A 22,552-nucleotide genomic window follows, 5' to 3' on the forward strand; every position below is an offset into this window, starting at 1 on the left:
GTTTTTATTTTGTCATTTTTCTAAAGTGGCTAACTTGATTATAAAATTCGCCATTTTTATTTTTCCCCTGAGTCCGTCATTTAGAATAAATTTCTGCTTTGTAAGAGTTATTTTTAGTAAACTTATTAATCTTTTTGCTTCTGCATCCGTTAATTTTAGTGAATCCATAAGGTATACATCTCACTCTTCCCATATTTTAAGTGATAAATATTTAAATCCATATGATTTGCCGTTTAATACGTTTGCCTGTTTAATATATGTTAAGTATACTCAATCAAAAAGTAATAAACAACGGAGAATAAGATGTTTTAAATCCAGCTTTGATGGAGCATCTGAAAAAATTAAAGTGTATCTATGTTTAATAACTAATAATTAATTTGGGTTTCAAAAGTATGTGAAGGATGGTAGCTATGGTTAAGAATAAAGATATTAAACTAAAGAAATTTGGTCACTCAACTATTTTGGCTGTTCCCACTTCTATAAAGCCTGATAATGATTATAATGTTTTTCAAGGAAGAGACGGAGCAATTGTTTATGTTCCAAAGCATTCGAATCCATTTAAAGATGAAGAAATTATAGAAAAATATCATAATCATTATCAAAGAGAAGAAATAGGAGAACATCTTTTGGGAAAAGAACTTTAATGGTTTTCTAAGGACTAAAAGTGATGTTGATTAATTGCTAATTAAAAAATTCCACCAAATAACTAATCAAGTTATTTCAGTGGAATTTTTTTGCGTTAAAAATCATTGTCATCCTCAATAATATGTTCCTTAGTTTGATTGAAGATGGTAATAATATGTTGGTCGCTCAAACGGTAGTGAATATTTCTACCGCGTCTGGCGTTGGAGACCAGATTTAACCGTTTCAAAATGCTGAGTTGGTGGGAGATGGAGGATTGGCTCATGTCCAAGGTATCAGCGATTTCACCGACACTTAAAGGTGTTTCAGACAAAGCTAAGATGATTTTAACTCGGGTCATATCACCGAAAGCTTTGAAGATATTGACCATAGCTTCCAAATCGGTATCATCAGGTAAATCTTGCTTCAAATTATGGAGAGCTTGTTGGTGCTCCATCTCAAAATTTTGTTCTGACATTTTTTGTTCCTCTTATCAAAATTAAGTTGCAAACTGATACTTCATTATATTATAATTCACATATGAATGAATGCTCATATATTCAAATGAGCATGTAAACTCTTTCAAGGAGGACAACGTTATGAAATTATATAATGTCCAAACTGATTACAAAGTTAAAAAGAAAGCTAAACAAATAAAAAGTGAAATGAGTTCGGAAACAAAATTAACAATCACACGACTATTTATTGCTTTCATTTTATTAATAGTTGGTTCCAGTTCTTTTGTTCCGGAACCCTTTAATATCGTCTTACTAGTCGGAGCCTATCTAGTTATTGGGGCACGGATCGTTTGGCAGGCTGTCAAAAATATTTTTCACGGAGAGATCTTCGATGAGAACTTCCTGATGAGTATTGCCACGATTGGAGCAATCATCCTCAAACAATATCCTGAAGCCATTGCGGTTATGCTTTTTTATGAGTTGGGTAATGTTTTTGAAGATATCGCCGTCAATAAATCGAAGCGTTCCATCTCGGCCCTACTAGAAGTGAAACCAGCTTACGCAACGCTGATTTCAGGACATCAGAATAAAGTGGTTGAACCTAGTCTAGTTAAGATTGGTGAAACAATTCTGGTTAAACCGGGAGAGAAAATTCCACTAGACGGAACTGTTGTTTTAGGTAGTTCAGCGGTTGATACATCGGCTCTAACTGGCGAATCAATGCCGCAGTCAATCAAAGTAGGCGATACAGCTTTGAGTGGTTCGATCAATCAGACTGGAACGTTGCAAATCAAAGTTACCAAGCTTTACAATGATTCGACCGTGGCTAAGATTTTGGATTTAGTTGAGAATGCCAGCAACAAGAAGGCCGATACAGAAAAATTTATCACCAAGTTTGCCAAAATTTATACACCAATCGTAGTCTTTCTAGCGGTAGCCTTGGCAATCGTACCATCACTTATGACGAGTGATTGGAATACTTGGATCTATCGAGCATTAATTTTTCTAGTAATTTCCTGTCCCTGTGCCTTAGTTATCTCAGTACCATTAAGTTTCTTCGGTGGTATCGGTGCAGCTTCTAAGCAAGGTATCCTTGTTAAAGGAAGTAACTACTTGGAAGCCTTGAATGACGTGGATACAGTGGCTTTCGACAAGACGGGGACTTTGACTAAAGGTCAATTCTCAGTTGTGCAAGTCAATCCGATAAATATTTCAAAACAAAAATTGTTGCAGATTGCAGCCAGTGTTGAGAAGAATTCAACTCACCCAATTGCTAAATCAATCCTGCAAGCTTACAAAGGTGAGTTATTAACTGTGACTAAAGCCGATGAAAAAGCCGGGCATGGTTTAATAGCTCAAGTAGATGGGCAAGTAGTTGTTGTTGGAAATGCCAAAGCTCTCAAACAGAACAAGATTGCTTTCACTGAAACAGATGCTGTGGGAACAGTCGTTTACGTGGCTGTCGACAACCAATTCTGGGGTGATATTGTGATTGCGGATGTGCCTAAGAATGATGCTCAAAAGGCAATTCAGTTGTTGAACAATCGAGGAATTCACAAGAATGTCATGTTAACCGGCGATAATCAAACTGTCGGTCAAGCAATGGCTCGAAAGTTAAAGATGAGTGCTGTTTATACGAATCTTTTGCCCGAAAATAAAGTTGAGATCATTAATGATTTATTGAAGGTATCACACCAAAACAATAAGAAAGTTGCCTTTGTTGGTGACGGAATCAACGATACTCCTGTTCTGGCAACCGCTGATATTGGTTTTGCAATGGGTGGTTTAGGTTCAGATGCGGCTGTTGAAGCTGCCGATATTGTCATTATGGGTGATGAACCATCAAAAGTTTCTGAAGCCATGAAGATAGCTAAAAAGACCCGTCGTATCGTGGTTGAAAATATCTCATTTGCTTTGATTATTAAAATTTTGTTCTTACTATTAGGAGCTTTAGGAATGGTCAACATGTGGCAAGCTGTTTTCGCTGATGTTGGAGTAACAATCATAGCTGTTTTAAACGCAATTCGATTGCAATTCATTAATTTCGACAACTAATGATGAGTACAAAAAAGAGACCCGCAAGGGTCTCTTTTTTTATAGACTTTCAGTCAAATTCCAATTAACTAGCCCTTTATAATCGCCAGCTCTTGGTACAGTGTTAGCTTTCAAAAGAATACCGTTGTCGGATTTCCATTGGTTACTAATATCGACTTTATGGGCTGCTAAATTGCTATCTTTAGCAATTACAGGATTCATACTCAAAGGAATAGCTAGATCATCTTTATTAACGAATGCCATCGAAAGGTCAGATTGTTCGTCGGTTGATGCGTAGTCCAAGTTGTCAGCTTTAGCGCTGAGGACCCAACCGGCTTTGTAACTTGTGACATTCAGATCCCAATTACCAGAACGACTGATATATCCCGGCTTGAATGACTTAGGATCAATTGTCTTGAAGCGATAATTGTTGAAGTCCAGTTCCAAAGCTTTGGCTAAAATCTTCAAGTTGAAGGTTTCCGTGTTAGTCTTTCGCCCATATGGATCAGTGAAGTAGACGGATACCACAGAAGTATTTTTGTCGGTAGGTAGTTTCAATTGATCACCGGATAAGTTGAAACTCATATCAAAGCTTGAAGTTTGAGCCTCAGTTGGAATAGGTAGCTTGAGATTAATTGGTGTTTGATCGTCAACCGTGAAGACACCAGTTAAATCATGATAATTGAGGGCGTAGTCGCTACCATAAATGAAGTTTATTGGGAAGTAGACGTTACCGCTAGAACCTAAGACAGTTAAATCATTAGATTCAGCAGTGATCTGTGGCGTTAGTTTAGGTACATTGACAGTGATTGTCGTACTTGCACTAGCGTATTTCCCATCTTGAACTGTGATTTTAACAGTATTTTTACCCTCAGTTAAGACGTTATCTTCAGCAGGGTTCTTTAGATAATCATCTAGAGTTTGAGTGACTGGTTTGTCATAGGCAATCGGCTTTAAAGTAATATCGATCTTCTTATCATGAGTCACAGTCTTGGTGATTTTATGAACGGTGCCATCAGGATTGGTGATTTCATAAGTCTTTGTAGCATCTTCATCTTTAAATTGAGAATCATCAGAATACTTGTAGCTTCCTGATAGCGTGACTGGTTTATTATCATTAACCGTAATATCAGTTTTGTCAGGAGTGATAACTAATTCGCTATCGGTTACGGTAATGTTATAGGTCACGGTATTAGAAACGAGACCTTGACTGTCGGTTAGGTAAACTTTAATTTTATAATCGCCTGGATCTAAGGTGCCTTGGGGGACATCTAGTGAATAGTCACCTGTCGTGGCATCTTTAGCAACCGGCACGGTCCAAGTACTCTTTATATTTGTAGTCTTGCCATTAGCGTCAAAGATTTCACCATAAGCTGAAAGGTCATCGCCACTGAATTTGGAACTAAATAGGTAACTAGCAGTTCCTTCTAGTTTGAAGCCATCAGAACTTTTGACTTTTTGTGTCTCGCTGTCTTTTGAAGCTGCAATTTGTAGTTTTTGATTAGTTATTTTGAAGCCATAGCTCATAACATCAGCGTTATAGTAATCACTCTTATAGGAAGTATGTTCAGGATTAACAGTAGTTGAAGTAAGTGTATTACTGATAGGTGCGTTGGCAGTACCGTAAATCTTGATGTTAACTTCAGTACTCTTCTTGGAAAGAGCTCCAAGATCCAAATTGAGCGTTTGTACTTCGTCACCATCAGCATTCTTAGATGTGGTCAACTGTGAGGCACTGATGTAAGTAACGCTATTAGGGTCATCAGGATAGGTAATTTCACCGATCCGATTATTACTGTCATTTTGATAAAGTACATGTTGTGGTAGTTGTAGTTCGGCAGTAATATCACCTGTACCAATAGCACCAGAGTTGTATTTCAAATTGTAGTTAAAGGCCAGTTTGTCGCCGTCATCAACCGTATAGTCTGAATCGCTGTCGGTTGGATTTGTATCACGACGATCAAGATCTTTGATTGCACGTTTTTGAGTGACATCATAAAGTCCAGACGTATCAGCAACATCAGCAATTGCCGGAATCTTTTCAAGGACAATGTCATTATAGCCAGGTAAGGAATTAGGGGAGCCAGTTGAACTAGTAAAGCCCCAACGAATCTTAGTTTGACCATCTTTTAAATTGAACTTTCTCAAATCAATTTTGATTGGATCATCAATATCACGAGGACGCTTGTCCCAAGTATGATAAGGCTTAACAGTTCCGTCGGTTTCACGATCATTGTAGACGTAATTGATGTATCCATAGTTACTATCATCTTTATCAGGTTTGTAAGTGAAAGTAAAATGATGCCAAGCATCTTTACCGGTAGCACCAGTAAGAGAGTCATAACCACCGATAGTAGCATTGAATATAACATTGTTATGGTGCATACCGAAGAAGTAATAAGTTAGAGCCATCTTTCGTACGTATGTATCTGGATCACCTGGATAGGCCCAAGCAACATGTTGACCCTTGGTTTCCCGTGTTAGATGAGAATCGTATAAAGCATCGAATAGATCATCTGTTTTTTTGTCATTGAATTGTTCCACACCATCTTTAAGACCAGCACTTGAACTTGAATTATTAAAAGAATCAAATTCAAGGGCAAAACTGTTCTGAATAGCATTGCCAGCAAACTCGGTTGAATTAGAAACAGTAGCAGGTGAAGAAGTTCCCCCATAAACACCAAGAGATTCGCCTGAAGCCGCATAATTTTTTTCGGGATCAATAAACGAAAGTAATCCGGCTTTCTTATAATAACGTCCAATTGCGTTGATACCCCTATCATCGTTTTGTAAGACTAAAGCAATCCCGTCACCAGAAACATTGAACGTTGGTCCAACATAGATCCAACCAGTGATAGTTTGTTCCTTAGTTAAATCAAAGTAGTTGTATGATTCAGTGGAATCATCAGGATTGGTCATACGTCCCCAAATAGAACCTACTGCATTATCCTCGTTACCTGTCATTTGAATTACATCGACAGGATTAGGATTCGAGCCACCAGCCTTTAGAATTTGTACAGAGTTGTTGATATTTTTGGAACCTGAATAAACCGTAGGATATTCAAATAAATTACCAATCTTTATTCCATTTGGCGCAGCCTTCAAGACATTATCATTTGAAGGTGCGACATTTGAAAAGTCTACAACCGCCTGAACATTGGTCGTACACATAGAAAAAATTGTTAACGTCAAAAAGAACATAATCGTAGGTAACAAATTATGCCATAACTTGTGATAATTCATATTAATTTCCCCCTAGAAATACATTATCCGTAAGCTTTCACGATTATTATAATATCAAAATATAAAATGTGCTATATTTAAGATATAAATTATAATAATTTGAATTTTATTAAACTAATGATATGTTATGACATTGATTTAATAAAGACTGGTTGTTTCTGGTTAAAGATAATATCTAATAATTGAGGGAATAAATCATAGTAAAAATTCGAGACAAAAAAAGAGACTCTAATCGTAATTAGAGTCTCTTTTTCATATTAAGTTTTATTTTTTAACCCGGCAAAATATTAATAAAGTAAAGTAGAACAACGAAGACGAAGAAGAGGATGTACATAATAGGTGTAACTTCTTTACCTCGACCTGCAGCCCACATGGTTAATGGGTAGAAGAGGATTCCGAAAGCAAATCCATAAGAGATATTGTATGTCAAAGGCATTCCTACAATAGTAAGAAAGGCTGGCATAGCAATTTCAAATTTGTTCCAATTAATTTGTCTCATTGATTGAGCCATTAAAATACCAACAATGATCAACACTGGTGCGGTAACGTTTGAAGTTACAACGGTCAATAGTGGTGAGAAGAACATGGCAATGGCAAACATGATGCTGACAACGAGGGATGTTAATCCTGTACGACCACCGACAGCGATACCGGCAGAAGATTCAACGTAAGCGGCAGTTGGAGTAGTACCCATAACAGCACCACCTAACATTGAAATGGAATCAGCCATTAAAGCACGTCCAATTCTAGGCATCTTGTTGTTCTTCATGAAACCGGCCTGTTCGGCTAAACCAATCAAAGTACCAGCAGTATCAAAGAAGGCTACAAGTAGGAAGACTAGAACGACTGCCCAAAGTTTTGGATCAGAAAGATCAGGTAAGTGAGCAATGCTGACACCAAAAGTTGGTTTCATACTTGGAATAGTAGAGATAACTTGTTTTGGTAAAGGAATCAATTTAGTTACTAATCCTAAAATGGTAGTTAGTACCATACCGATGAAGATTGAACCAGGAACTTTTTTAGCCATTAGTAAACCAGTTACAACTAGTCCGAAGATAGTTAACCAAGTTGTAGGAACTGTTAGTGAACCCATAGCAACAAGGGTTGATTTACTACCAACAACCAAGCCACCACCTTGTAAACCTACGAAGGCGATGAAAAGTCCGATACCAGATGCCATAGCTAATTTCAAATCATGTGGAATTGAGTCGATAACCAGTTCACGTAATTTAAGTACGGAAATTAAGAGGAAGAGCACACTGGACATGAAGACTCCAGCCATTGCGGTTTGCCAAGGGATTCCCATGGCTAGTACAACTGAATAAGTGAAGAAGGCATTATCGCCTAAACCTGGAGCTATCGCAATTGGATAATTAGCTAATAATGCCATTAAAATAGAACCTAAGATTGCTGAAAGAGCAGTGGCTGTAAAGACAGCACCTTTGTTCATACCCGCGACCCCTAAAACTTGCGGATTGACAAAGAGGATGTAGGCCATTGATACAAAAGTCGTCAAACCAGCTAGAATTTCACGTCTAACAGTAGTCTGGGCTTCTTGGAGATGGAACAATTTTTCAATGAAGCTACGATTTGAATCTGTTGATGATTCCATGATATAACCCCCTAAGTTTTTTACTACTTAGAAAGTATTACAAAAATTATGGAAAATAGCAAGAAAAACACGATTAATTCAAGCTACGTTTTGGATAATTGTTCGCATTTATATCTATATAATTATAATTGTTATCTAAAAAGCACATGATAAATAATTGAATAACGAATTATATTTAGAAAACAAAATAGCCAGCAACTCAAATTGAGTCACTGACTATTATTTTCGATATTAACTAAATATATCTTCTTCTGGTTGATCACCACTAGCAAAGGTGTACTCTTTACCGATTGTTGATGAATTTTGAATAATCAATGCTAAAGCTTTAGCAACGTCAACTCGAGGAATTGTGTCATTTTCATTAGGTCCTAGTAATTTAATTTTACCAGTACCATCTTCATTAGTTAGTGTTCCGGGATAGATAATTGTGTAATCGAGACTAGTGCCACGCAGATGATCGTCAGCGTAATGTTTAGCGGTCATGTAAGGCCTGATACCACTTGCGTCCCACTTATTTCGATTGTCACTAAAGACAGAACTAACCATAATATAACGTTTGATTCCAATTGCTTCGGCAACCATCATTGTTTTGATAGCACCATCGAGATCAATTTCAATTGTCAGAGCATCACTAGCACCAACAGCACCGGCAGAGAAGACGATAACGTCAGCACCAGACTCTTCAATTGAATTCTTAATATCGTCTAGAGAAGCTGTTAGATCGATAAATTGAGTTTCGATATTGTTTTCGTTGTAGGCCTTGATTTGTTCTTGACTACGCAATCCAGCAACAAATTCGATGTTTCTTGATTGTAATTCACCAATTAGTAGGTGTCCGATTTTACCATGGGCACCAATAATAAGAACTTTCATAAATTCAAAACCTCCTTAGTTAAACATACTGTAGCAACAATTTTTTAATAATGCTAGTGTTTTGAATCTTATATTTGAGTATATTAGACTTATATACAAAGGGGAAATAGCGTATGAAAATATTAGGAATTTTGGCCTCCCATCAAGAACATGGTCTCAATGCCCAAATGTTGGATGAAGTGTTGAAAAATGTTGATAGTGGAGTCAAAACAGAAACAATCTTTTTAGAGAATTATGATATTACGCCACACAAATATCATGAAGATAATCCTGTTTTGGACGAGTTAGCGCAAAAACTGATGGACAGTGATGTCTGGGTCTTCGCTGCACCAACTTATTGGCGAGAATTGTCAGGGGTTCTAAAGAATTTCTTTGATTGTATGCGACCTAAGTTTGTCTATTTCAAACAAAATGGTGATACGATACCCGGTCCATTCAAGAATAAACATTACTTGAGTATTTCATCTTGTTACGTTTCTACATTAGAAAACTTTGTTACTGGTGTGACCGACGATTCATTTAAGACGATTGATCGAGTAATGTCAGCTGCTGGAGTAATTAAAGTAGGGGAAATAGTTTTGCCTAATACATTTGGCATGAAAGCCATTCCATATAATAAGAAGAAACTGTGTCAAAAGTATGCTAAAAAAATTTCTGTCAGAAAGAGAAAGGATGATTCAACCGTGAAAAGATATATACAGCTATTCTTTATGATTGCCATAATGGCACTAATAACAATGGGGATTCAATTACCACTCTCGGGATGGATCGGTAACAATTTCTGGTTGAATTATGCTAGTTTTACTATTATTTTCTTTGTCTTACTGGCTTGTATCTTGCATTTCGTAACATTTGTCAAACATCGTCGTCGTTAAACTAAAAAAATCTCGGTCAATTTATTGTAAATTGGTCGAGATTTCTTATTAAAATGTATTATTATCAGGAATGGTTCTTCACATCTGTATAGGAATTTTTACAAATGTTAAAATGGTTCGTTGAATCTAATTCATTTGATCAATCTGATCCAGTACTTTATCATAACTTGGTTCGTCAGTTTGTACTGGAACCACTTCAGAATAAGTGATTTCGCCATTAGGGTCAACTACCCAGACTGAACGTGCCAAAATGTCCAAGTCTTTGATCCAAAGATTGGATTTCTTACCGAAGTCACGGTTGACATCAGCTAACATTTGCATGTTCTTAACATTTTCAGCCGCACACCAGTGAGTTTGTTCTTCAACAGTGTTAGTAGAAATGGTAACGAAGTTGATAGCTGAATGACCATCGACTTCTTCATTGAAATGTTTAGTTTGAATACTGCAGACACTAGTATTGATATTAGGAACGACACTGATCAATAATGGCTTGTCTAGTAGATCACTGAGTTTGATTTCTTGATTGTTCTTATTTAATACGGTAAAGTCAGGGAACTTATCTCCAACAGATAGAGGTTGACCAATTGTGGCAACAGTTTGTCCTTTAAATTCCAAATTCATATGAATATTCACCCTTTCTTTTTTGATGCTAGACTCATTATAAGTTAGGGCAAAATAAAAACCTAGAAATTAGATTGCAAATTGAGGTGGTGCCATGTTAATAGTAGGGAAAGATATTAAGATAAGAGATTTTACGGAAACTGATTTTCCTCAGTTTCAAGCATTAGTCGGTGATAAGAATAATCATGAATTGGCAGGATTGGAGTACAGCACTGATTCTGGCTATGTTCACCAATTATTTGAAATGTATCGCAAAAGAGATGATGCCAATGTCATTGCTGGAATAGAAAATAATACAATGGTAGGAATTATCGAGATCAATCATCGTGGAGAGTCCGCAGACCTTGTTTTGACACGAGAAATCGGTTTTGTCATCGATCAAAAGTATCGACAAAAAGGGTTTGCGACAGAGGCAATGCAATTAGTGATTGATTACGGATTCAACCAGTTGCATTTGAAAGAGATTTGGGCGTCCACTGAAGAGAAAAATCAAGTTCCCCAGAAGATTTTAGAAAAATTAGGGTTCAAATATATTTATAGTGCCGACCAAGCGCTTCCATTCGCAAACCAAAGCAATATAGTCAGATATTATCTTCTGAAGAAATAGTTCACTTTTTGTAAGAAATTCTTAATTATTTCGGAGCAAGTGAATGGTATACGGATGGTACTATACTACTTGTAAGGAGAAAATAGACTGACTTTTGATGAGAGGTTTTTATATGAAAAAAAGAACGAGAACTAGAAAAAGTCTCACAGTCAAAAAGCGAATAGTCGGTTTCTTCGCAATTGCCATTATATTGTTAGGTGTGGTTGGTGGATTCAGCATTAACAAAGTTATTGCTGAATCTAACAACACGGCAGGGAATGGCGCTGCAGCACCAGTTGCAGTACTCGCTAAGACGTCTGATAGTGATACTTCAGGCGCAGGCGGGGGAGCAACCAATGCTAACGTCTTAGTTGGTGATAACACCGGTACTAGTACTGGTAGTCAAACTCAAGCTAAAGATACTGACTATATTCCGTCAGTCAGCGTCAACAACATGTCGACATACCCACAAACCGGGGATGCACATGATACCGGATTAGTCATTTTAGGCTTTACTATTTTGATTGGTCTATTCGCTTTTTATGGATTGAAGTTCCGGAAAAGCTTCCAATCTTTACACGTTTCAAAGGTAACAAATTGATTCAATTCCGATAAATATCTTTTACAAATTATGAGATGTACGGTTCGTAAAATTTGGTATTATCTAATTGTAATCAAGAAAGACAAAAACAAAAATAATTTTCTATATCAGGGAGGATATATCATGAAATTATCTAAGAGTGTTTTAGCAGGTTCATTAGCAACAGCAGGAATCGTTTTAGGAGCAATCGCACCAGCAATCACAGCACAAGCTGCTACTGGTTCAGGTAAGACTAACGCTGATGGTAGTGTTACATATCAAGATCCAACAACAAAAGTTGGTGCACTTGGTGATAAAGATAGTAGTTTAGCTATTGCCTTTGATGAGATGGATACTGATGGAACAACAGTTAAGACTGTTGGTCAAGCATCAGCACAATCAAATGCTAACGTTACAGTTCAATCAGGATTACTAACATTGGATTCTGTTCCTGATTTCGGATTTGCTAATGCTGCCGAAGGTACAACAGTAGCTTTGGACAACAATAACTACGATGATAAAGCAGCAGATAGTCAAGGTACAGATAAGTTGACTGTTACAGAATCACGTACTGGTGAACCAGGATTTTCAGTTGACGCATCTATTTCTACATTTACACCAAAAGGTGCTACTGATCAAACTGGAGCAAAGCCATATATCCTTAACTTAGCATCAACAAGATTAAAGGACGATAAAGGTGGTTCTGTAGGTACACAAGGTGCCGTTAATACAGGGGATATCAACATTTCTGGTGATAGTACAAATACAAATTCTACATCAGCAGCTAGTGGTACAGTTATTAACTTAACAAAGGGTTCATACAAACCTGGTGCAATCAACGCATCATTTAATAAAGATGCTGACGATGCATTCTTGAATCTTGATAAGGGTAAGACTACAGGTACAACAACTGGTACAAAGTCATACAATGCTACAATTACATGGACTTTGACTGCAGCACCTAAGACAACAACAGAAGCCGGCAAATAATTAATATAAAGTAAATAAATATTTATAAATGATGACCACTACTACAATAGTAGTGGTTTTTATATTTATAATACTCATGGTTACTTAATATATAAATGCATAATATGGAGGTTTCAAATGTTAAGATTTAAGTCAAAAATATCACTAATGTTATCATTTGCTTTTGTATTAATTCTTTGTTTTGTTGGTGGTACTAATGTTAATGCTGCCACATCGGGAGAATATACAATTAAACCAGGTGGTAGTAGTAATGATGTTGTTAATATTGATAGCGGTAATTATTATATTACTGGAACTCCTGGACAAACGACTGAGATTAAACTATTAGTTGTTAATAAGGCAAGTCAGAAACGTAATTTTGTTTTTTATGCTTCTACTGCCTATACTAATGACAATGGTGCATTGTCTTATGATAAATTGAAGGTCACAGATCCTTCTTTGAAATTTCAAACAAGAAATGCAGTGACACCAAAGAATTCTACATTCCAAGTACCGGGTAATACTACAGCTACAATCACTTTAAAGGTTAAGGTTCCAGAGAAAAAATTTGATGGTACTCTAATGGGTGGTATAACGGTTACTCCTTATAAGGAAAAAGCTAAGGGTACTGTTTCAAGTAATGGTAATTTAATTAAGAATAAGTTTAGTTATTCTATTCCTATCCAAATTCATCAAAAGGGTCAATCTCAAGAGGATGCTAAATATTCTGTTAGATATGTTAGACCAGGCACTATGACCACTGCTAAAGGCCAAAAACAAGGTGTACTTGCTAACGTTCATAATTCTACTAATTCGTATGCAGGACCTTTGTCTGCAAAAGCTGTTGTTACTAAGAAAGGCGATAAGAATTTTAAGATTACTCAAACATATGATAATCAAAGTATTGCTCCAACGGCCAATTATAATTTAGGTATTAGTTGGGGGAATAAACCTCTTCAAAATGGTAACTATCATTTGAAATTGACTTATAATACTAGTGGCGGCATCAAGAGTTGGGTTCTAAACAAGGACTTTACAATTACAAATAATGATGCTGCTAAGTACAATAAATTAGCTGGTATCAAACCTAATTATCTATGGTTGTACATCCTATTAGCTATTCTTGCTTTGGCAATTATTCTAGGATTAGGCATTTACTTAGGTAAAAGAAATAACAATAAGAATAACAACGGTGGAAATGGCGGTCAACCTACAAGACGACGTCGTCGTTAATATTCTTTGATAAATAATTAAATATTGAGCTGTTCCAAGACTTGGAACAGCTTTTTTAGTATTATTAGAGGTGAAGTAATTATCAGGGGCAGAACAATGAATAAAAAAATAATCTATTTTCTATCAATGGTATTCTTTGCCTTTATAGGTTTTATAACGATTAATAACACAACTGTGAGGGCGGATATTAATAATGTTACAGTGACTCCTTTAATTGAAGATGATAACAGTGATGTTACTGATAGGTTTGATATTGTTGGTAAGCCGAATGCTACACGCACAGTTAAAATTTCTATTGGTAATTTCAGTATTAATAAACTACGTTTGAGAATTGTACCAACAAATGCAACAACCTCCATGGATGGTAAAATTGTCTATACGGACAAAGTTCGTGCAGGTCAATATGGATTAAAATATGCTTTTGCTGATATGACTAAACCGCAAACTTTAATTTTAGCACCGAATAAAACTAAAGATGTGACATTCAAAATTAAATTACCGTCGGATAAAATCGAAGGTTTAGTCATGGGTGGGTTTAATGTTTATGATGTGTCTAAAGATGGTGTTAAGGGTAATGCCAATGTACCGGTTTGGATAACTGGCAACAATAAAGCTGTTGGTGGTATTATCAGTTTACATAATTTGACTTTGGACGTAATTAGTCGAAAACCGCATATTATTATCAATTTGCAAAATAAAGAACCCGGCCAGATGAAAAATGTTATCGTTCATATGACTGTAAAACGTAAGAGTTGGTTGGATCGTTTCAACTTGGGACCTAAGGAAATGGTTGCTGATACGACGTATAATAAAGTTGCACCTAATTCAGCCATTCCGGTTGATTTTGATCAGAATCAGACACCAATTCAAGCGGGTGAATATGTTGTTAAGGGTGCGGCCCGAAGTGGAAAAGCTACTTGGACTTTCCACAAGACATATAAAATTACGCAAGATCAGGCAAATGATATCAATAAACGTTGTAAAGGTTTGATTTACAACAAGACTACAACTTATATCTTGATTGTCTGTGTTTTAGTATCATTGATTTTCCTTATATTCTGGGCTATTTGGTATTCAGGTAGGAGTTAAAAATATGAAAAAACGAATAATATTATTTTTCTCAACATTGTTGATGTTATTAATTGCCTTTTTACCAGCGACAACGGTGAAGGCTGCACCAGACAAATCTTATGCGATTCAAGCAATTTTACCTGACAATCAAATTGACAAAAAAGAGTCATATTTTGATTTGAAGATAACTCCTAAGAAGGAACAAACTTTAAAAGTTCTAATTGCGAATACTGGTACGAAATCAATTACAGTCACTGCCGAAATCAATAATGCTTATACAGCTGATTCAGGTGTGATTGGCTATGATAAATACAATGCTAAATTGTACAAATCAAAACTTCCTTCATTGACGTCATTAGTTGACGGTTCAAGGAAGCAAGTTGTTAAGTTGGATACTGGTGAGAATAAGACAGTTGAATTCAAGGTTAAATCTCCGGATTCAGAATATGCTGGAATTATTCTTGGTGGTATCACGACTACAGCTTCAGTCAGTCCCACTAAGTCAAAAAATATTAATATCAAGAATCAAGTGCGCTACGTTAAAGGTGTTGTTTTGCGTTCAAAGGACGATGGAGTAATGCCCAGTATGCACTTAACCTCAGCTGCGCCAAAAGCTGTGGCGGGTTCAACTGGTATTTCTTACATGTTGGATAACACAGCTCCAATTAACATCAACAAAGTTAAATTGTCGGCTCGCATCAAACATAATGGTAAGACGATTAAGTACAATGCTGACAATTTACAGATTGCACCTAATTCACAATTTAATTACTTTATCCCAGTTAGCAAATTGACATCAGGAACTTATAAAGCACATATTACTTTGAAAAATGATTCTGGTTTTTCACAATCATTTGATAAAAATATATCGGTTCAACAAAAAGAAGTTGATAGTGTTAAGGCAGCTGTCAATCCTAAACAGAAGAGTAATAACAAACAATGGATCGGTATCATCATTGGTATTATTGTTTTAGTCATAATCGTTGTTTGGATGTACTTGTACTACTCACAACGTAACAAGAATGGTAAAGGACCTAAGGGTCGTAGTGGACTGAGATTTGGTGGAAAACCAAAGAATGATCCTAATAAGACTACTAGATCTGGTAACACAAGGTCCGCTCGTCATAAGAAATAACTATTAATACTTCAAGTGAATAATACTTGAAGTATTTTTTTATTACTTTTTTAATGAAGTAGAGATATTTTCTTATTGAGAATATAATAAGGCTTACAAGTGGTTTGAAAGAGGGTGTTTAATTTGAAGACTAAATATCTTTGGCGGGGTTTTCTATTCTTTCTTATTAGTGTTGCGGTCGTTTTTGTTAGTGGAGGGACAGTTAAAGCTGATGATACGCCAACTGGATTAAGTAATGATGATGTCTTGGGATATACACCGAACGGTTCTATCATAGGTAGACCAGCAAAGGATGGTATTTTTACTAAACCATCCAGTTTGATCAATGGTGGAACGAATGCAGCCGCTGTTGTTAATAATACTTTGAGTAATACGGTTTACATGACTTTTTGGAGTAGCAAAAATAATAATGGAATTTTATGGTCAAATGAGAAGAATAAAATGGATGTCACTAAGAATGCTTATTTTTCATTTTGGATAAAAACACCTGTAGACACTACTAGTGGTGGTGGGTTAGCATTCGTTATGCAAAACGATCCTAATGGCACTAATGCTTTGTCAACTTTGAATGGCAATGCGACGGCACCAATGGAAACATTAGGAGTTTGGGCAGCGGATCAGAATACATCCCATTTGTCGAACGCTATTCAAAATAGTTGGGCACTAGAATTTGATAATTATCCTAATACTAGTGGGACGGTGAATAATGCCTTTGACAAAGATTCAAGTTTGGACAGCACTCAATTAAGCAGTGACAAAATTCATATTGCTTCAGGATATCCGGCTGATGAGCAATCTTATTTACCTTTGAGTAATGGAGCTTATTCATTGATCCATCAGTCACCGATCTATCGGACGATTGGTACGAATAGTGGTTGGCATCATGTTTCGATTTTGTACAATCCGAATAGTGATGGTAAGACGGCCAATGTTACTTATAAATTCAATGATAAAAATATTGATGGTACACCGAACACTAATACTGGAGTAGATTCTGCTACAAATCCAGTCGAGGCGGATAAGACGGTCGAAATTGACTTGAGTAAATTTAATTTAGGCAGTGATAAAAAGATTACTTGGGGTTTTGTTGGTGCTGGTAATACGGGAGCGAGTGAATCTCAGTTGATTTATGAACAATTATCTTCATTGGCTGATGTTTCAGTTGATGCTAAAATTTTCGACTCTACTCAAAATGATCGCGAATTGACTTCTAATTATAAAGAAATCAATGCTGGCGATAATCTGAAGTTGCAGTACGATTTGAAATACAATAGTGGACAAGAAGATGTTGGTAAAATCAAAACGACAATTGATGTGCCCAAAAACGTTACTTTAAATTATGGTGCTTCAATTAAATTTGCTAATGGCAATACGGAGAATATTTCTAATTCAGAAATTGACACAGCTAATAAGACCGGAGTTTTGACTCACACAATCAGTTTAGTTACGAATGTATTGAATACAACTAATAATCAGGCAACACTTACTTTAACTGGTACGACGCCAACAACGGTTGCTGACAATACGAAGGTAGCATCTAGTCATGCTCATTTTGCCAGTGATACTTATATTGGTGATGCAATGGCAACTGATTTTGTTATCCGTAATCCTAAAATCAAAACTCTAAATTTGGATGCTAGTTTGTCATCAACTGAGATTTCAACTATTACTAGTACCAATTTGAAGGGTTCACTTACTTATGCTGATGGTAGTGCCTTTGAAAGTGAGGGAGCTCTTTTAAACGTGACAGTTGATGGTAAAAGTTTGAGTCAAATGGCAGTCACGGCTACTGATGACAATAAGAAGATTGATTTTTCACTTCCGTTTTATGGTAGTTCTGACGCCGGAACTGACTTACCTGAACAAGAGATTCTAGGCCCAGGTACACACACGATAACAATTTCAGCCAATGATCACTACAATAATAAATCAGAGACAAAGACTTTTACGGTTACAGTTGATGCGCAATCGTTGAAACTTGATTTAGGCGATGGAGATTTTTCGTTTGCTAATATTCAATCATATTATTCTGGGGATGTACGTCGGAATAATGATTGGCAGGTCAATGTGATTGCTCAGGATTCACCGTGGTCTTTGTCAGCCAGTGCTACTTCTTTAGTGAATGACAAGAATGAAAGTTTTGACGGTGAAATGTTTTATCGGGATGAGCAAGGTGAGGTAGCTGATTTGGAATCGCCAACACTCATTAGTAGTTCAGAGATTAAGAAGTCGGAGACGGGTACCTTTGATGTGACTAAAGACTGGTCGAAAAATACTGGAATCTTGTTGCATTCAGATGGTGATCTAGTTTCTAGTGGAAAATATACAGGAACGATTAATTGGACTTTGAATAATTCAATTTAAGCCAAAAATGATTCATTTTATGAAATAAAAGCTTTTATAAAGGTCGTTAATTGATTTAACTCGGTAATTTATTACCGAGTTAAATCAATATTTTGGACGACCATTATTATATTTTTTAATTGTTAATTAACACATTCTATTACAATTTTTTAGATGCATTTCCTAATGTGCTCATAAAATAGCTTGAAGACCAAAGATGGCCACTCCATAATTGTGATTTTGTTTCCGGGTATTTCTTGAGCCGTTCTCTAACCGATATTCTTTTTAGATTTTTTACGGTATTTGTTGGTGTTTTATCTGGTGAAAAATACCTAATCATATGGGTATGATTAGGTATAACTTCTATGTTTTTGAATCGTAATATCTTCTTTATTGCATATGGCTCTAAGGGTTCCCTTGATTAATTCTGGTTTTTATTTAGTGGTAGAAGTTCTTTTTCAAGGCTTAGTAATTTAAACAGAATGAAAATCAAAACAGCGAACATTAGTTCTTGTTTTCACTATCGCATATGTTTCCCAAGATGCTATTATTATGGTGCATTTAAAGAAAAGGAGTTATCATGCGTATGGTTTTAAAGGGACTAAGGTTAAGGATTTATCCTAATGACTATCAAAAGGAATTGATTGACTTTAATTTTGGAGCCAATCGTTTCGTTTGGAACAATATGCTAGATATGATGATTAAACGTCACGAAAATAATCCCGATTTGAAAGCTTTAAAAGCTTTTGATTTGAACTATATTCTAACTGTCTTTAAAAGAGAACATATCTGGTTAAAGAAAGCTGAAAGTACCAGTCTTCAGGTCACTAATAAAGACTTGTTTGAGGCATATGGGGGTTTCTTTAGTAAAAAGCGTAAGTTTCCTCGTTTCAAGAGCAAGAAGTTTCCCAAACAAAGTTATCAATCTAAGTTCGTAAATAACAACGTTGAGATCATTGATAACTCTTATATAAAACTTCCTAAACTTGGAGTAATGAAATATAAGAACAAGAAATCAATTCCTAGTATCATCAAGTACGTTACGATTCGTAAGTCATCTACTAGCAAGTATTATGCTGTTTTAACAGTTGATGAAGAACCAGAGCAATTACCTAAGACTAATAAATCAATTGGAATTGATATGGGTGTTTCTGATCTAGTCATTTGTTCAAACGGTAGGAAATATAAGACTATACGATTTGATAAAAAATTAGCTAAAAAGAAACACCATTGGGAAAAACGATTAGCTAGAAGACGTACTCAGGCTTTGAGGGACATTCAATACAAGAAAAAATTTGGATTGAGTGACCCAAAAACTTTAGAACAGTACAGTAATTATATAAAGGCTAAGCTCATGGTAGCTAAATACAGTGAAAAAATAGCTAATCAAAGGAAAGACTATCTTCATAAGATAACTCGTGAATTAGTTGAAAATGATGACATGATTGTAATTGAAGATTTGAAAACCAAAAATCTTCTTAAGAATCATAAATTATCACGTGTCATTGCCAATCAATCTTGGAGAGAATTAAGACTAATGCTTGAATACAAGTGTGAATGGTATGGTAAAAAGCTTTTGATAGTTAATCCATTCAAAACTAGTCAAATCTGTTCTAACTGTGGTTACGATGACGGTAAACACGGATTGGATATTCGAGAATGGGATTGTCCAAATTGTAGTATTCACCATGATCGTGATATCAACGCAAGTAAAAATATATTAAATATCGGCTTGGAACAAGCCTTAGTAAAATAGTTCTAGCCTCTACTGACTAGTTGAAATACTAGTTGGCAAGTATGGAATGTTCCTAGAAGCTCGGTACTTCAGTACCGACGTAGTTCACTGGGGGTTAACTGGAAGCAATAATACTGATAGTAATGTTTATAGTAAATTGGCTGTATTTGAATCTATTCCTGCCTTAGCCACAGGTACTGCTGAAACGACTATTTATGATGTATCTGATGATAATAAAGCTATTACAGATAGTTCTACAGATAATACAGTTTATAACGGAGACAGCTTGAATTTTGATTATAATTTAACATGGGATGATACCTCACGGCAGAATTGGCAAAGTATTGCTGCTGATTTGAATTTGCCAAGTGATGTTGATTACAAATCAGCGACGATTACTTATCATGGCACTAATGGTGATAGTACCGTTGAGACAATTGCTAAGAGTAGTGACCTGTCAAATAATGAATTCAAGTATAAATTGGCTCATGATTTGGGAACTAAAAACAGCAATAGTGACTATACTAGTGCTGATATTGTGGTTAACGGTACGGCTGATAATCAGACCAATTCAGCTATTACAGTTGATGCTGAGCCGGCAAGTTTTGATGGTTCTAACGCGATTGAAACTACAAGTACTCCTAAATTTGTTATTGATGGTCAAAACGTTGTGAACAAGATCTTGGATCTAGAGGTTTCGCCAAAATTAAATTTCCAAAGTATCAACTATGGTTCCACCAAAAAGATTTTGGGTCGAACGAATGATTTTGATGTATCGGTAACTAGCTTAAAAAATCCTTGGGTATTAAGAGCTTCCACGACTGGTTTGTATAATGGCAGTCAACCATTCTATGGTAATTTGATTTATAAGGATTCGGCAACAAGTGATCAGATTGTTCTTTCTAGTACACCACAGACGATTGATGAGGACTTAACTTCTCATACAACGAAGACAGTTGATGATATTTCTGATGATTGGACAAGTAATTCGGGTCTATTATTGGAGAATGATACTAGCAAGGAAAACAAGGCTGGCCAATATACTGGTACTTTAAATTGGACTGCAATTAATTCATTGTAAAAAAATAGACGGACTCGTTATGAGTTCGTCTATTTCTTTACAAAACTTTTTTCTTTTTGTTTGTAATAATTTTGTTTTTAAGTTTTTTGACGTAGATTTTATTCAATTGAATCAATAGCCAGATATAGTCTGGTCGTGTGGAGGAAATATCCCAAGAAATTACCTTTAGATTTTCAGGATACTTCTTTCTTTCGATATCTAGTGGTAAGACATCCAGGGAAGTGATCAGGACATCGACATCATCGTAAACGTTACTTGGAACTACTTCGACGAATTCGAGATTACGAACTGTTCTTAAAACGACTTCAGCGGCCTGGTTACCAGGATCAATTAGGACTTTAACTCGGATGAAATCTTCCTCACGAATAGTTGAAATATAACTTGGTAAGATCTGATACAAATCTTTTGAAATCAGCTCAGCTGCGTTATAAATGCCCGGAAATTCATTTTGATCAACATTTGAGAAGAAGGTATAGACGTCTTTGTATAAGTCCGTATATGACTGCTCATTGCCCTCAGCGTACATCGTATCGAGATGCATTAAAGAATATGGTGCCATGATGTAAGAAAAAACAATATCTCGGGTGACATAAGTCATAATATGTTTCAAAGTTTTTTGATTATGATAAACAGACATATCATCATGATAGTGCTCTTTAAGGAAATCTATAAAGTGATAAACGAGTGCATAGAATTTCGGATTGATACGAGCATTTGCATTGATTGGTTGTTCAAAGGCGGTGTCACTAGGTTGGAAGGCTGTCTTTCTAAAGAGATTGATCAGTTTGTTTTCATTATGTAAAGCATCTAATGGCACAATTGGATAGTCATCGTGAGTTAAAATTTCCTCACCTAGTTGTTGATTATCGAAGACAACGTTGTAATATGGCAAATCTTCAATATAATTTCGTTTGATTAAACGAATTCTAGAAATTGCCAAGAAATACTTCAGTTGAAAATGAACGATAGGATTGTCAAAAGTTATTCCTGCTTTAGAAATAATTTGGTCGATCGAGTTCTCTTGAATGAGGCTAAAAGGCCATTCTTGAGCATGATAAATGTACCAATAGACATAATAAGCCATCCATCGAATATTTTTTTCATTACCCTTAATTTCTAGGGTTGAATTGGAGATTTTAAGTCCAAAGTTCTTGAGGAAAGCTCTGAATTTGGACATTCGACGATTGAGGGTAGATTTACTAGTAAAGTGTTCATTACTGAAACTCTCAAAAGATGGATTTGCACTGGTCAGGCCATAATTAAAGGCTTGAAAAACTACCGAGTTCTTAACCAAGTATAGGCGGTAAGTATCAATGGAAATTTTACTAAAGTCGATTGACTCAATCTTAGTGTCACTAGAATCGATATCAGGGGCGACATCGGCAAAATCTTCTAGCAGTGCTTGGAAAATGTTATATGTTTTTTGGTGACGAATTGTCAAATCAAGCGCAACTTTGTCCCGAAGAAAACTTCAAATGGACT

Annotated in this window: 19 protein-coding genes; 12 read left to right on the top strand and 7 right to left on the bottom strand. The window is 35.9% G+C overall.

Annotated elements, in window-relative coordinates:
* Window positions 1-410: 410 nt before the first annotated feature.
* On the top strand, window positions 411-644 hold the full coding sequence (locus tag FD33_RS00005) for a hypothetical protein (RefSeq protein ID WP_034544241.1): 234 nt from the start codon (window positions 411-413) through the stop codon (window positions 642-644).
* A 95-nt stretch (window positions 645-739) separates the two neighbouring features.
* On the opposite strand, the gene FD33_RS00010 is transcribed toward FD33_RS00005, so the two are convergent.
* Window positions 740-1,099: an ArsR/SmtB family transcription factor gene (locus FD33_RS00010; RefSeq protein ID WP_025085612.1), complete on the bottom strand. Its 360-nt coding sequence runs from the start codon at window positions 1,097-1,099 to the stop codon at window positions 740-742.
* A gap of 121 nt (window positions 1,100-1,220) precedes the next feature.
* On the opposite strand from FD33_RS00010, the gene FD33_RS00015 reads away from it, so the two are divergent.
* Window positions 1,221-3,134 (top strand): heavy metal translocating P-type ATPase, encoded by a 1,914-nt coding sequence (locus FD33_RS00015; RefSeq protein ID WP_193322513.1) that lies wholly within the window; start codon window positions 1,221-1,223, stop codon window positions 3,132-3,134.
* Window positions 3,135-3,173: 39 nt separating this feature from the next.
* Here FD33_RS00015 and FD33_RS00020 read toward each other — a convergent pair whose 3' ends face one another.
* The 3 genes from FD33_RS00020 to FD33_RS00030 form a co-directional block, all read right to left on the bottom strand.
* A complete protein-coding gene (locus FD33_RS00020; protein ID WP_025085614.1) occupies window positions 3,174-6,356 on the bottom strand; it encodes an L-type lectin family protein in 3,183 nt (1,060 codons plus the stop codon).
* A 271-nt stretch (window positions 6,357-6,627) separates the two neighbouring features.
* Window positions 6,628-7,968 (bottom strand): NCS2 family permease, encoded by a 1,341-nt coding sequence (locus FD33_RS00025; RefSeq protein ID WP_025085615.1) that lies wholly within the window; start codon window positions 7,966-7,968, stop codon window positions 6,628-6,630.
* Window positions 7,969-8,199: 231 nt separating this feature from the next.
* Window positions 8,200-8,841 (bottom strand): SDR family oxidoreductase, encoded by a 642-nt coding sequence (locus FD33_RS00030; RefSeq protein ID WP_025085616.1) that lies wholly within the window; start codon window positions 8,839-8,841, stop codon window positions 8,200-8,202.
* 113 nt (window positions 8,842-8,954) lie between these two features.
* Here FD33_RS00030 and FD33_RS00035 point away from each other — a divergent pair, with 113 nt between their 5' ends.
* On the top strand, window positions 8,955-9,716 hold the full coding sequence (locus tag FD33_RS00035) for a flavodoxin family protein (protein WP_025085617.1): 762 nt from the start codon (window positions 8,955-8,957) through the stop codon (window positions 9,714-9,716).
* 126 nt (window positions 9,717-9,842) lie between these two features.
* Here the strand turns inward: FD33_RS00035 and tpx are convergent, their stop codons facing one another.
* Window positions 9,843-10,337: a thiol peroxidase gene (gene tpx, locus FD33_RS00040; RefSeq protein WP_025085618.1), complete on the bottom strand. Its 495-nt coding sequence runs from the start codon at window positions 10,335-10,337 to the stop codon at window positions 9,843-9,845.
* A 94-nt stretch (window positions 10,338-10,431) separates the two neighbouring features.
* Here tpx and FD33_RS00045 point away from each other — a divergent pair, with 94 nt between their 5' ends.
* The 7 genes from FD33_RS00045 (at window position 10,432) to FD33_RS00075 (ending at window position 18,275) form a co-directional block, all read left to right on the top strand.
* On the top strand, window positions 10,432-10,944 hold the full coding sequence (locus FD33_RS00045) for a GNAT family N-acetyltransferase (RefSeq protein ID WP_025085619.1): 513 nt from the start codon (window positions 10,432-10,434) through the stop codon (window positions 10,942-10,944).
* A 112-nt stretch (window positions 10,945-11,056) separates the two neighbouring features.
* Complete coding sequence (locus tag FD33_RS00050) at window positions 11,057-11,524, top strand: LPXTG cell wall anchor domain-containing protein (protein ID WP_025085620.1); 468 nt, start codon at window positions 11,057-11,059, stop codon at window positions 11,522-11,524.
* Between the two features lie 123 nt (window positions 11,525-11,647).
* The gene (locus FD33_RS00055) at window positions 11,648-12,493 is read left to right on the top strand and encodes a WxL domain-containing protein (RefSeq protein ID WP_025085621.1); all 846 of its coding nucleotides are present in this window, start codon (window positions 11,648-11,650) and stop codon (window positions 12,491-12,493) included.
* Between the two features lie 117 nt (window positions 12,494-12,610).
* Window positions 12,611-13,705 (top strand): WxL protein host-binding domain-containing protein, encoded by a 1,095-nt coding sequence (locus FD33_RS00060; RefSeq protein ID WP_025085622.1) that lies wholly within the window; start codon window positions 12,611-12,613, stop codon window positions 13,703-13,705.
* A gap of 96 nt (window positions 13,706-13,801) precedes the next feature.
* Entirely contained in the window at window positions 13,802-14,794 is a 993-nt protein-coding gene (locus tag FD33_RS00065) for a WxL protein peptidoglycan domain-containing protein (RefSeq protein ID WP_025085623.1), read from the top strand.
* Between the two features lie 4 nt (window positions 14,795-14,798).
* Complete coding sequence (locus tag FD33_RS00070) at window positions 14,799-15,911, top strand: DUF916 domain-containing protein (protein ID WP_025085624.1); 1,113 nt, start codon at window positions 14,799-14,801, stop codon at window positions 15,909-15,911.
* Between the two features lie 123 nt (window positions 15,912-16,034).
* Window positions 16,035-18,275 (top strand): L-type lectin family protein, encoded by a 2,241-nt coding sequence (locus FD33_RS00075; protein ID WP_025085625.1) that lies wholly within the window; start codon window positions 16,035-16,037, stop codon window positions 18,273-18,275.
* A gap of 139 nt (window positions 18,276-18,414) precedes the next feature.
* On the opposite strand, the gene tnpA is transcribed toward FD33_RS00075, so the two are convergent.
* Window positions 18,415-18,648, bottom strand: a complete 234-nt coding sequence (gene tnpA / locus FD33_RS13130) for an IS200/IS605 family transposase (protein WP_081784571.1) — start codon at window positions 18,646-18,648, stop codon at window positions 18,415-18,417.
* Between the two features lie 192 nt (window positions 18,649-18,840).
* Here tnpA and FD33_RS00080 point away from each other — a divergent pair, with 192 nt between their 5' ends.
* Together FD33_RS00080 and FD33_RS00085 are read left to right on the top strand one after the other, a co-directional pair.
* On the top strand, window positions 18,841-20,010 hold the full coding sequence (locus FD33_RS00080) for an RNA-guided endonuclease TnpB family protein (RefSeq protein ID WP_056955647.1): 1,170 nt from the start codon (window positions 18,841-18,843) through the stop codon (window positions 20,008-20,010).
* Between the two features lie 46 nt (window positions 20,011-20,056).
* A complete protein-coding gene (locus FD33_RS00085) occupies window positions 20,057-21,070 on the top strand; it encodes a hypothetical protein (RefSeq protein ID WP_056955646.1) in 1,014 nt (337 codons plus the stop codon).
* A 37-nt stretch (window positions 21,071-21,107) separates the two neighbouring features.
* On the opposite strand, the gene FD33_RS00090 is transcribed toward FD33_RS00085, so the two are convergent.
* Window positions 21,108-22,511 (bottom strand): helix-turn-helix domain-containing protein, encoded by a 1,404-nt coding sequence (locus tag FD33_RS00090; RefSeq protein WP_082603687.1) that lies wholly within the window; start codon window positions 22,509-22,511, stop codon window positions 21,108-21,110.
* Window positions 22,512-22,552 lie beyond the last annotated feature (41 nt).

This window comes from Companilactobacillus paralimentarius DSM 13238 = JCM 10415, from assembly GCF_001434985.1.
GTDB classification, from domain to species: Bacteria; Bacillota; Bacilli; order Lactobacillales; family Lactobacillaceae; genus Companilactobacillus; species Companilactobacillus paralimentarius.